We start from the raw sequence: 12,608 nt of genomic DNA, 5'->3' as shown, positions 1-12,608 counted from the left end.
AAAATACATGAAATCATTAGTACAAAAATATAATATTCCAGGGCCAAGATATACGAGTTATCCAACGGTACCTTTTTGGGATAATGAAACTTTTACCAAAGAAAAATGGATTGAAACATTTAAACAATCATTTATAGAAAGTAATAGTAAAGAAGGTATAAGTTTATATATTCATTTGCCTTTTTGTGAGAGTTTATGCACGTTTTGCGCGTGTCATAAACACATTACAAAACGTCACGAAGTTGAAGAAGATTATATAGAAACTGTTTTAAAAGAATGGAAATTATATATTAATTTGGTTGATGAAAAACCAATTGTAAAAGAGTTGCATTTAGGAGGAGGAACACCAACTTTTTTTTCTAAAGAAAATTTAAAATATTTAATTGATGGATTGTTTGAGAATGCAATAAAACATCCAGAATCAGAATTTAGTTTTGAAGGTCATCCAAGTAATACCACAAAAGAGCAATTACAAACTTTGTTTGATGTTGGTTTTACAAGAGTTAGTTTTGGGGTACAAGACTATAATGAAAAAGTTCAGCAAGCAATTCATAGAATTCAACCTTTTGAAGAAGTTAAAAACGTTACAAATTGGGCTAGAGAAATTGGTTATACATCAGTAAGTCACGATTTAATTTTTGGTTTACCATTTCAAACCAAAGAGAACGTTTTATATACCATCAAAAAAACAAAAGAATTACAACCAGACAGAATTTCTTTTTACAGTTATGCTCATGTTCCTTGGGTAAAAGGTGTAGGGCAGAGAGGTTTTAATGAAAAAGATTTACCAAAAAATGAAGAAAAAAGAGAGCTTTACGAAATAGGAAAAGAACTTTTTTTTGAATTGGGTTACGAAGAAATAGGTATGGATCATTTTGCTTTAAAAACAGACTCATTATATAAAGCAACAATTAGTAAAACTTTGCATAGAAATTTTATGGGTTATACATCTAATAAAACCCAATTAATGATTGGTTTAGGAATGTCTGCTATTTCTGATTCTTGGTACGGATTTGCACAAAATGTAAAAACTGTAAAAGAATATCAAAAGATTGTAAATTCAGGAGAAATCCCAGTTTTTAGAGGTCATATTTTATCAGAAGAAGATCAAATTATTAGAAAGCATATTTTAAATATTATGTGTAATTTTTCCACTTCGTGGGATGATAAATCTACTAAAATAAAAAATATTGAATCTCATTTAAGCTTGTTGCAAGAAATGCAAAATGATGGTTTGGTTATCATTAAAGAAAATTCATTGTCAGTTCCAGATTCAGCAAGAGCTTATGTAAGAAATATTTGTATGGCTTTTGATAAAAAATTACAAAAGAAACAGCCAGAAACAAAGTTGTTTTCTATGACAATTTAATAAATTTTAATTTTATGAAATTACAAGTTTTGTTTAACTTTTTTATCAGGTATAAAAAAGAATTATATTTTGTTGGTAGTTAAATATGTTTTTCTTACTTTTATCAATATTATTTTAACAACCATAAAATTCATCCCCCAATGAATAATACTTACCAAAACCCTAACGGTTATAGTGAATTCGAAGATTCTAGCGATTATAACGATTTAAGCAAATTAAGTGATTCAAAAATAAATTTTTTAGATATTTGCTCTATAGTGATACTTTTCATTAGCGCAGGTTTCTTATTAGAGTCAATTATTTTTTAAAAACATCAATTTTTTATAAAAATTTAAACTATGATGAATATCATATTTTAATTAATCAATCAAGATTACCTTTATATTGTAAATACTTTATATAAAGTTTTATTTAATAACCATAAAATTCATCCCCCATGAAAAATGTATACCAAACCCCAAGTAGTTATACTGAATTAGAAGATACTAACGATTATAACGATTTAAGTCAATTAACCGATTCAAAAATAAATTTTTTAGACATTTGTTCTATAGTAATCCTTTTTATTAGTGCTGGTTTCCTATTTGAGTCAATTATTTTTTAAGAAGTTATTTTTATAAAAAAATTAAAATATCATGGTTTTAAAATCATGATATTTTTTTTGTTTAATAATTAAAACATGATAAATGTCATGTTTTAATTATTCTATCAATATTATTTTTGTATTTTTAAAAAAATTATCAGGCAAGATATGAGCGTAATATACCTACTACTAACTATTAGTATACTAGTAGCCATCTTATTTTTTATCGCATTTATTTATTCAGTTAAGACTGGGCAATTTGACGATTCTTATACGCCATCTGTTCGTATGTTGTTTGATGATGAATTAATAAAAGATAAAAAAGAAAAACCAACTAAAGATTAAATATTAAATTATGGAAATGCAACAATTTTATTACGATAATAAGATCGTAAAGAAATTTATCTATGCTACATTATTCTGGGGAATAGTAGGGTTTACAGTGGGCTTAATGCTTGCTTTTATGTTTTTATTCCCGTATTATACAGAAGGAATATCATGGTTAAGTTTTGGTCGTTTAAGACCGTTACATACCAATGCAGTAATTTTTGCCTTTGTAGGTAATGCAATTTTTGCTGGGGTTTATTATTCGCTTCAGCGATTGTTAAAAGCAAGAATGGCGAGTAATTTTTTAAGTAATTTTAATTTTTGGGGTTGGCAATTAATTATTGTTGCAGCTGCGATTACCTTACCTTTGGGATATTCTTCTTCTAAAGAATATGCAGAGTTGGAATGGCCTATAGATATTGCTATCGCGTTGGTTTGGGTTGCTTTTGGTGTTAATATGATTTGGACAATCTTACAAAGAAGACAACGTCATTTATACGTAGCAATTTGGTTTTATTTAGCAACATTTGTAACGGTTGCAGTATTGCATATCTTTAATAGTTTAGAGTTGCCTGTTACTATGTTTAAATCGTATTCTGTATATGCAGGTGTACAAGATGCTTTAGTGCAATGGTGGTACGGGCATAATGCAGTTGCTTTTTTCTTAACAACTCCGTTTTTAGGTTTAATGTATTATTTTGTACCTAAAGCAGCAAACAGACCTGTTTACTCATATAGATTATCTATTGTTCACTTTTGGTCTTTAATATTTATCTATATCTGGGCAGGACCTCACCATTTATTATACTCAGCTTTGCCAGAATGGGCTCAAAATTTAGGAGTTGCATTTTCGATAATGTTATTAGCACCTTCTTGGGGAGGTATGATTAACGGTTTATTAACGTTAAGAGGAGCTTGGGATAAAGTAAGAACAGATCCTGTTTTAAAATTTATGGTAGTTGCAATTACTGGTTATGGTATGGCTACTTTTGAAGGACCAATGTTATCTTTAAAAAATGTAAATGCAATTGCACACTTTAGTGATTGGATTATAGCACACGTTCACGTAGGTGCGTTAGCTTGGAACGGATTCTTAACATTTGGTATGTTATATTGGATGATTCCAAAAATGTTTAAAACAAAATTATATTCAGTTGCCTTGGCAAATGTTCACTTTTGGATTGGTACCTTAGGTATTATCATGTATACATTACCAATGTATGTAGCAGGTTTTGTACAAGCTTCTATGTGGAAACAGTTTAACCCAGATGGTTCTTTAACTTATGGTAACTTTTTAGAAACAGTACATGAAATTATACCAATGTATTGGATGCGTGCTATTGGTGGAAGTTTATATATTCTTGGAGCTTTTGTGATGCTTTATAATGTAATTAGAACTATAAAAGCAGGAAGTAAAGTAGAAGATGAGTTAGCAGAAGCAGCTGCATTAACTAAAGTAAGTTCTTATAGAACAAAAGGAGAAGGATGGCATACTTGGTTAGAAAGAAAACCAATTAAATTAACTATTTATGCAACAATTGCTATTTTAATTGGTGGAGCTGTTCAAATTATACCAACATTATTAATAAAATCTAATATTCCTACTATTAGTAGTGTAAAACCATATACGCCATTAGAGTTAGAGGGAAGAGATATTTATATTAGAGAAGGTTGTGTAGGGTGTCACTCTCAAATGATTAGACCTTTTAGAAGTGAAGTAGAACGTTATGGAGAATATTCTAAAGCTGGTGAATACGTTTATGATCATCCATTTTTATGGGGGTCTAAACGAACAGGACCAGATTTACATAGGTTAGGAGCTAAATATTCAGATAGCTGGCATTTAAATCATATGTACGATCCACAAAGTACTTCTCCCGGTTCAATTATGCCTTCTTATAAATGGTTAATTACTGATGAACTTTATAAAGGAGATATAGAAAGTAAGATGAAAGCTATGGTTACTCTTGGAGTTCCTTATTCTGATGAAGAAATAGCAAATGCACAAGAGCATATGTTAGCACAAGGTACCAAAATTGAAGAAAACTTACATTCAGATCCAGATTTTGCAAAAAATTATGAAGCAGACAAAAAGTATGCTAAAGAAAATGGAGAAGAATTTATAGAAATGAAAAATAGAGAGATCGTAGCGGTTATAGCATATTTACAACGTTTAGGTACAGATATAAAAGTTAAAGACGAACAAAAAATTACTAAAAACTAACGCGATGTTAAAATTTATAAAAGGTCATATGGAGAGCATTACAGGTATAGAAATATATCCTTTAATATCGTTAATTATATTCTTTACTTTTTTTATGGTTTTATTTTGGTGGGTTTTTACAGCAAAAAAAGAATATATAAATACGGTAAGTAATTTGCCTTTAGATAACTAAAAAGAAAAAAAAATGAAAAAATATTTTCAATCTACAATATATATAATCTTTGTAATTGTAACGTTTTTAGCGCTTGCAAAGTCGTTTATGGTGTACGAAAACCCATTTGATATTTATGAGAATCCTTTAGTTTGGATAGCTTTAATTGGTTTTGTTTTAGTTGTTGTTTTAAAAGAAATGGTAAATATTATTGCTATTTCTAAGGCTACAGAGTTACAAAATGAAAAATTAGGTATTGTTCCTGAAGACAGTAATGCTTGGATAAAAAAACTTTTACAATCTTGGACTAAATCTAAAGATATAGATAGTGAAGAAGAAATAATTTTAGATCATAATTACGATGGTATTCAAGAGTTAGACAATACATTACCGCCGTGGTGGGTATATATGTTTTATGCATCAATTGTCTTTGCAGTTGTTTATTTGGTAAGATTTCATGTTTTAGATGGTGATAATCAAATTGTAGAGTATAATAAAGCAGTAGCAGAAGCAAAAGCATCATTAGATAAATATAAAGCTACTGCTACAGATTTAATAACAGCAGAAAGTGTTACTTTGTTAACGGATGCTAAAGATTTGGCCAGAGGTAAAGCAATTTTTAAATTAAACTGTGCTTCTTGTCATATAGCTGATGGAGGTGGTTCTATTGGACCAAATTTAACAGATGAATTCTGGATTTTAGGAGGAGGAATCAAAAATGTTTTTACTACAATTTCTAACGGAGGTAGAGATGGTAAAGGTATGATTGCTTGGAATAAGACTTTAAAAGCAGCAGACATGCAAAAAGTAGCTAGTTATGTGCTTTCATTACAAGGAACTACACCTGCTAACCCAAAAGCTCCTCAAGGTGATAAATGGGTTGCTGAATAATTAAATTTAGTAGAATAGATTAATTGTGTATTTATGGAAACTCCAAAAAACGAACAATTTAGAGATAGTATTGGTACCATTGATAAGTCTGGTAAACGTTCTTGGGTTTATCCAAAAAAACCAAGTGGTAAATTCTATAAATATAGATCGTATGTAAGTTACTTTTTATTAATTTTCTTACTATCTGCTCCATTTATAAAAGTTAATGGAAATCAGTTTTTACTTTTTAATGTTTTAGAACGTAAATTTAATATTTTCGGATTTCCGTTTTGGCCGCAAGATTTTCACTTATTGGTTATTTCCATGATCATAGGTGTTGTTTTTATAATTCTATTTACAGTTGTTTTTGGACGAATTTTCTGTGGCTGGATTTGTCCGCAAACTATTTTTCTGGAAATGGTTTTTAGAAAAATAGAATATTGGATTGATGGTGATAGAGGAAAACAAATTCGTCTAGACAAACAACCTTGGAACGCAGAAAAAATTAGAAAAAGACTTTTAAAATGGTTTATTTTCTTTGTAATCTCTTTTATAATTGCTAATGTTTTTTTAGCGTATCTAATTGGTGGAGATACTTTAATAAGCTATATCACAGGAAATCCTTTAGACAATATTAGTACTTTAATTTCTCTATTAATTTTTACAGGTGTTTTCTATTTTATTTTTGCTTGGTTTAGAGAGCAGGTATGTATTATTGCTTGTCCTTATGGAAGATTACAAGGTGTTTTGTTAGATAACAAAACTATAAATGTTGCATACGATTATAAACGAGGAGAAAGAGAAGAAGGTAGATCTAAATTTAAGAAAAATGAGGATAGAGAAGCTTTAGGAAAAGGAGATTGTATAGATTGCAAACAATGTGTTGTTGTTTGTCCTACTAATATAGATATAAGAAATGGTACACAGTTAGAATGTGTAAATTGTACAGCTTGTATAGATGAATGTGATCATATGATGGAAAGCGTAGGTTTACCAAAAGGTTTAATTAGATATGCAAGTGAAGATAATATTGCTAAAAAAGAACCATTTAAATTAAATGCAAGAGTTAAAGGTTATTCTGCTGTATTATTTATTTTAGTTGGTATTTTAATAGGAATGTTGTTTTTAAGAAATGATGTTGAAGCTACCATTTTAAGATTACCAGGACAATTATATCAGCATAAAGAAAATAATATAATTAGTAATGTTTATACTTACAAGGTAATTAATAAAACAACTAAAGATATAGATGATGTTAGTTATAAATTGCTTTCTCATAAAGGAACTATTAAATTAGTATCTAATCATGATTTTACTGTTCCTAAACAAGGATTAGCAGAAGGTACTTTATTTATCGAGTTAAATGCATCAGCATTAAAAAGTGATAAAGAGAAAATTGAAATTGGTGTTTACAGTGGCGATAAATTGATTGAAACAACAATAACCAACTTTTTAGGACCAAGAAGTTATAAATAATTTAGATTATGAAATTTAATTGGGGAACAGGAATTGTTATAGCAATTGTAGCTTTTATTGGCTTTATATTATTTTTTGTAGTCAAGATGAGTACAGACAATTCGTATAGTTATGATTTGGTAACAGAAAAATACTATCAACAAGAATTAGGTTTTCAAGATGAAATTAATGCCGAAAAAAACGCTTTAGAATTAAAAGAAAAAGTAACAATACAAAGATCAGAAGGAGGTTTAAAAATAGAATTTCCAGCAGATTTTTCTCCAAAAGAAATTAAAGGAAAAGTGTTCCTATATAGACCATCTAATAAACAATTAGATTTTGAAATACCTATTTCAATCTCTAAAACATATTTGCTCGTGCCTGAGAAACGTTTGTTAGATGGTCGCTGGAACATTAATATAGCCTTCAAATATAACAATAAAGAATATTTAATTAAAGAAGAAATACAATATTAATGTTTTTATCTGCAATTCTATTTGGTTTATTGGGTAGTTTCCATTGCATAGGTATGTGCGGCCCAATAGCTTTTATGTTGCCGGTAGATAGAGAAAAACCAGTAAAAAAATTCTTTCAAATATTAAGTTATCATTTAGGTAGATTGTTTACCTATAGCTTAATAGGTCTACTTTTTGGTTTTTTAGGCAAAGGTTTTTATTTCTTCGGATTTCAGCAACAATTATCTATAATTGTAGGAGTTAGTATGATTTTAGTTGTTCTATTTCCTAAAATTTTTCAAAAATTGAGTTTCTCTAAAAAGATTAGCAAAATTATTTTTAAAATTAAAAATAGTTTAGGTAATGAACTTAAAAAGAAAGGAAATGATACTTTTTTTACAATTGGTTTTTTAAATGGTTTTTTGCCTTGTGGCTTAGTTTACATGGCTATTTTTGGCGCTTTAGCTACTTCTAATGAATTTGCAGGTGCTTTATATATGTTTTTATTTGGTTTAGGAACAATACCTTTAATGACAGCAGTTGTGTATTTAGGTAGTTTTGCAAAAGGTAATCTTAGAAAAAATATTCAAAAAGCAATTCCTATTATGGTCATTTTTATTGGTTCACTTTTTATTTTAAGAGGTTTAGGTTTAGGAATTCCTTTTGTTTCTCCTTTAGAGCCAATCTTAAATACTGCAGGAGATACTGTAAATGGTTGTCATTAACAGTCCGTTTTCTTTAGTTTAAATTATTTCATCAGTATTAAATAGAATTTCAACTAAAAAAAAAGTGTTTTCATCTATCTGGATTATAAGTTTTTCTTATTTCCTTTATATTTGAATCAGTTTTTTTATTAGATTCAAATGTTGCAAAAAAAAGTAAAAATTTTATTAATTGAAAATGATGAAATGGAAATTTTTAAATTTAAAAGAGCACTCTCTTCTAAGTTTAGTGATTTCACTATTATTTTTGCTAATAATGGCAAAGAAGCACTTTCTATATTAGAAAATTGTTTTCCTGATATTATTTTGTTAGATTTGAATATGCCAGATATAAATGGTTTTGATTTTTTAACAAATGTTAAAAATCTTTCTCAAATAAAGCACATACCAATTATTGTTTTAACCACATCTAATAATATTAATGATATTAAAAAGTGTTATAAATTAGGTATTGCTGGCTATCTTTTAAAATCTTTAAATGATGAAGATTATCTAATAAAGATAAATAAAATAATGAAGTATTGGAGTGTTAATGATTTTATTCGAAAATAATGAAAGGTATAGTTTTTACAGAGTTTTTAGATTTAGTAGAAGATAAGTTTGGTATTGAAATGGTTGATGAAATTATACTTAATTCAACACTAGAATCAGAAGGAGTTTATACTTCTATTGGCACGTATAGTTTTTCTGAAATGCTTCAACTTCTTAAAAATCTAAGTGATAAATCAGGAATATCTATCGATAATTTATTATTAATTTATGGTGAACATTTTTTTAGTGTAATTGAAAGAAGTTATCCAGGTCTTTTAGATACTTATAAAGATCCTATGGAAATGTTATCTTCTATTGAAAACCATATTCATGTAGAAGTTAGAAAAATTTATCCCGATGCAGAATTGCCAACTTTTTTAATAGAAGAAAAGAGTGAGAAAAGGCTAATTATGAACTACAAATCTAGTAGAGCTATGCATCATTTTGGTTTGGGGTTAATGAATAAAACATTTGAATATTTTAACAGTACTGCTGAAATAATTATAGAAAAAATTAAAGAAGATGGAACGGAGGTTAGATTCATTGTAAATAAAAATTAATGAATCAAGACAAAATTGAAATTTTAGAAAGGGCTTTAGATCGACAAAAAAAAGCAAGAAAGCAGGCAGAAAAAATTCTTGAAGAAAAATCTCTTGCCTTATTTAATGCTTCACAAGAGTTAAATAAAGCAAATATTAAATTAGCTGCTCTTTTGGCCGAAAAAACATCGCAATTAAAAGGTGTTTTTGAAAACATTAATGATTCTTATGTTGTTATAGATTTAGAAGGCGAGGTTTTAAAAATGAATGATGTTGCAGAAAAATTCTTTGGATATAATACATCAGAAAAATTAAATGCAGCAAAACTCGTTTATAGCGAAGATTATCAATACGCAATTAATTCTTTTTCGATACTTATTGATAAAGGTTATTTTACTAATTATACAGCAAGAATAATAACAAAAAATAATGATATTAAATGGGTTAATATCAACGGAAGTATTATTTATGATAATTTAAAAAAACCTATTGCTGTACAAGGTATTATTAGAGATATTACTGCAGAAAGAGAGAAGAGATTAATTGTTGATATGATTAATAATATCATGAAATCTATTCTAGGTAAAGAAAATATTTATGAAATTGCGTGGGAAATTTCTAGCAGTATAGCTACTTATTTAGATACAAATGATTGTGTTATTTATCTTGTTAATGAAGCAACAAAAAGTTTAGAACAAATTACAGCTTATCATAGTAAAGCAATACCAAATAAACCAGTATTAAATAAAGTCGTTATTCCGTTTGGTAAAGGTATAGTTGGTAGTGTTGCACAAACAGGTATATCAGAAATTGTAGTAAATACTAATAATGATGAAAGATATATTTTAGACGGTGTAAGAAGATTATCAGAAATAACGGTTCCAATAATAAGCGAAGGTAAAGTTATAGCTGTAATAGATGCAGAACATAAAAAGGAAAACTTTTTTATTAAAGAACAATTAAATACTATAGAAAATATTGCTAGTTTAGTATCTCTTCAATTAAAAAGTGCAATTAATATTAGAGAAAGAAAGAAAACAGAATCTATAAACGCAGAGCTTTTAAACAAACTTAAAAAAAGTAATGAAGAGTTGCATGAATATGCGCATATAGTTTCTCATGATTTAAAATCTCCTTTAAGAAGTTTTGCAGCTTTAACTTCTTGGATAAAAACCGATAATATAGAAGCGTTTGATGAAGCAAGTCTTCAAAATTTTAAAGACATTGATATTACGCTAGAAACTATGGAGAATCTAATTACTGATATTTTACAATACTCGAGTTTAGAGGCAACTGTTTCTGAAGAAGAAATTGTAGATTTAGATTCTTTAGTTAAAAATTTAATACATGTTTTATATGTTCCTGATAGTATTTCTATAAATATTTTAAATACTTTACCTAAAGTAAAAGGAGATAAAACTAAATTTCAACAATTATTTCAGAATTTAATTGGTAATGCAATAAAGTTTAATAATAAAGAAAAAGGAATTATAAATATCGATGTAGAAGATCATAATTCTTTTTATAAATTTTCAATTAGTGATAATGGAATAGGTATTCAAAATAGACATTTTGAAAACATATTTAAAATATTTCAATCCTTAAAAAAAGAAAAAAATTCATCTGGAATAGGATTATCAATTGTTAAAAAAATTGTTGATATTTATAAAGGTGAAGTTTGGGTAGAATCAGAAATTGATAAAGGATCTACTTTTTATTTTACAATAAAAAAATAAAATTTATTACTTTATAATAAAAATGTTTAATTTTATTTAATTACTAATCTTAAAATTACTAATTTACAGCTTTAAAAAAACAATACATATTTTACAAAAATTGTTTCTATGAAGTGCATAATTGTTGATGATGAGAAAATGGCAAGAGTTATAATACAGACACTTGCAAATGAAATTAAAGATTTACATATTATTGAAGAATTTTCTAATGCTATACAAGCAATGAAATTTTTGAATGAAAATAAAGTCGATTTAATTTTTTTAGATATTCATATGCCAGATTTTAATGGCTTAGATTTTATTAAATCACTTAAAAACCCACCAAAAATAATCTTAACAACATCAGATTCTAAATTTGCTTTAGAAGCTTTTGAGTATGATTTTATTATAGATTATTTGTTAAAACCAATTGAATTATCTCGTTTTCAAAAAGCGATTAGCAAGGCAGAAAAAAAGAACATTCAGGTAGCTTCTCCGGTATCAAAAGTAAAAGATGTTTCTAACGATTTTTATGTTAATATAGACAGACGTTTAATTAAAATTGATTTACCAAGTATCTATTTGGTTGAAGCAAAAGGAGATTATATTCATATAAAAACAGACGATAAAAAATATGTTGTTCACTCAACATTAAAGAAAATAGAAGAAAAATTACCGGATTCTTTATTTTTAAAAATACATAGATCTTACATTATCAATATTAAAAAAATAATTGATATCGAAGATAATAGTGTCCTTATAAAAAAGGAAGTAATTCCTGTAAGCAGATCTAAAAGACCCGAACTTATGAAACGTTTAGATTTGCTTTAAATTTTCGTCTAAAGCAATAGTACTTTTTGTCTATAGATAAATTGCAAATAACGAAGGCACATTAAAATAACCCTGATAATTTTATATTTTCGTAGTATAAATACCTAAACGGATTACTAATAAATTTATATATATAGTTTATTTTTAGATTTAAGTAGTAGATAAGTGTTTTAGGTTATACTAACATATAAATTATTAGTTTAATGAATTCGGGAGTAATTATTGTTTTTTCAAATAACGAGAAAGAAATAAGTAATTTTAATACTGAATATTTATCGAATATTAATGCAAGTAAAATCTGTTTTGTAAACAATGCAAGTTCAGATAATACTTTAAACTTGTTAAAAGATATTCAATTTAAATCAGAAAAAAACATTTCTATTTTAGATATCAAACTTAATAAAGGTTTAAAAGCAGCCATAAAGTATGGTGCTAGATTATTATTAAGTGAATCTGAATTTGATTTTATAGTGTATTTAAAACCAAATATGTTAGATTCTTTACCATCACTTACAACATTTCTTAAAAATTTTCAAGAAAATAAACAAGACTATACTTCATTACCAACTAGGTCTAGTAGAAATGTTTTGTTTGATGTTTTTTCTATTCAAGAAATAATGAAAAAGAAATCTGTAGCTTAAATAAAAAAATACAAACTGGAATGTTTTGTCTTTCCAATTCTTCTAATAAAAAATATTGAATATTTTATAATATCAATTTTTTATCTTAAAATTCCTTTTTTGAAAATAATATTTTATTATGCTCTACTAAGATATAGATACAGTTAATTATATATCTTTATTGTTGTATTTATAAAATATTTTTTTTATCCAAAA

Annotated in this window: 14 protein-coding genes; all 14 read left to right on the top strand. The window is 27.0% G+C overall.

What is annotated here, in order from left to right; all coding sequences use genetic code 11:
• The first annotated feature begins 7 nt into the window (after nt 1–7).
• The 14 genes from hemN (at nt 8) to BLT70_RS09105 (ending at nt 12,413) form a co-directional block, all read left to right on the top strand.
• Nucleotides 8–1,369 (top strand): oxygen-independent coproporphyrinogen III oxidase, encoded by a 1,362-nt coding sequence (gene hemN, locus BLT70_RS09165; RefSeq protein ID WP_091893750.1) that lies wholly within the window; start codon nt 8–10, stop codon nt 1,367–1,369.
• Nucleotides 1,370–1,805: 436 nt separating this feature from the next.
• Nucleotides 1,806–1,973, top strand: coding sequence for a hypothetical protein (locus BLT70_RS17140; RefSeq protein WP_157691866.1), 168 nt, complete (start codon nt 1,806–1,808; stop codon nt 1,971–1,973).
• Nucleotides 1,974–2,120: 147 nt separating this feature from the next.
• Entirely contained in the window at nt 2,121–2,297 is a 177-nt protein-coding gene (gene ccoS / locus BLT70_RS09160) for a cbb3-type cytochrome oxidase assembly protein CcoS (protein WP_091893749.1), read from the top strand.
• A 10-nt stretch (nt 2,298–2,307) separates the two neighbouring features.
• A complete protein-coding gene (ccoN, locus tag BLT70_RS09155) occupies nt 2,308–4,503 on the top strand; it encodes a cytochrome-c oxidase, cbb3-type subunit I (RefSeq protein ID WP_091893747.1) in 2,196 nt (731 codons plus the stop codon).
• Between the two features lie 4 nt (nt 4,504–4,507).
• A complete protein-coding gene (locus BLT70_RS09150) occupies nt 4,508–4,675 on the top strand; it encodes a CcoQ/FixQ family Cbb3-type cytochrome c oxidase assembly chaperone (protein WP_091893745.1) in 168 nt (55 codons plus the stop codon).
• A gap of 12 nt (nt 4,676–4,687) precedes the next feature.
• Complete coding sequence (locus BLT70_RS09145; RefSeq protein WP_091893743.1) at nt 4,688–5,545, top strand: cbb3-type cytochrome c oxidase N-terminal domain-containing protein; 858 nt, start codon at nt 4,688–4,690, stop codon at nt 5,543–5,545.
• Nucleotides 5,546–5,578: 33 nt separating this feature from the next.
• Nucleotides 5,579–7,000: a cytochrome c oxidase accessory protein CcoG gene (ccoG, locus tag BLT70_RS09140; protein WP_091893741.1), complete on the top strand. Its 1,422-nt coding sequence runs from the start codon at nt 5,579–5,581 to the stop codon at nt 6,998–7,000.
• An 8-nt stretch (nt 7,001–7,008) separates the two neighbouring features.
• On the top strand, nt 7,009–7,455 hold the full coding sequence (locus tag BLT70_RS09135) for a FixH family protein (protein ID WP_091893739.1): 447 nt from the start codon (nt 7,009–7,011) through the stop codon (nt 7,453–7,455).
• Nucleotides 7,455–8,159 carry a sulfite exporter TauE/SafE family protein gene (locus tag BLT70_RS09130; RefSeq protein ID WP_091893737.1) on the top strand — a complete coding sequence of 235 codons (705 nt, stop codon included), beginning with the start codon at nt 7,455–7,457 and terminating at the stop codon, nt 8,157–8,159. Before BLT70_RS09135 ends, BLT70_RS09130 begins: the two co-directional genes overlap by 1 nt.
• A 138-nt stretch (nt 8,160–8,297) precedes the next feature.
• On the top strand, nt 8,298–8,708 hold the full coding sequence (locus BLT70_RS09125) for a response regulator (protein ID WP_091893735.1): 411 nt from the start codon (nt 8,298–8,300) through the stop codon (nt 8,706–8,708).
• The gene (locus tag BLT70_RS09120) at nt 8,708–9,247 is read left to right on the top strand and encodes a heme NO-binding domain-containing protein (RefSeq protein ID WP_091893734.1); all 540 of its coding nucleotides are present in this window, start codon (nt 8,708–8,710) and stop codon (nt 9,245–9,247) included. Before BLT70_RS09125 ends, BLT70_RS09120 begins: the two co-directional genes overlap by 1 nt.
• The gene (locus tag BLT70_RS09115) at nt 9,247–10,962 is read left to right on the top strand and encodes an ATP-binding protein (protein WP_091893732.1); all 1,716 of its coding nucleotides are present in this window, start codon (nt 9,247–9,249) and stop codon (nt 10,960–10,962) included. Before BLT70_RS09120 ends, BLT70_RS09115 begins: the two co-directional genes overlap by 1 nt.
• 108 nt (nt 10,963–11,070) lie before the next feature.
• Entirely contained in the window at nt 11,071–11,772 is a 702-nt protein-coding gene (locus tag BLT70_RS09110; protein ID WP_091893730.1) for a LytTR family DNA-binding domain-containing protein, read from the top strand.
• Nucleotides 11,773–11,975: 203 nt separating this feature from the next.
• A complete protein-coding gene (locus tag BLT70_RS09105) occupies nt 11,976–12,413 on the top strand; it encodes a glycosyltransferase (RefSeq protein WP_091893728.1) in 438 nt (145 codons plus the stop codon).
• Nucleotides 12,414–12,608 lie beyond the last annotated feature (195 nt).

Origin of the sequence: Polaribacter sp. KT25b (genome assembly GCF_900105145.1) — a bacterium.
In the GTDB taxonomy this organism is placed as follows: Bacteria; Bacteroidota; Bacteroidia; order Flavobacteriales; family Flavobacteriaceae; genus Polaribacter.
This window is presented reverse-complemented; position numbering and strand designations above follow the sequence as displayed.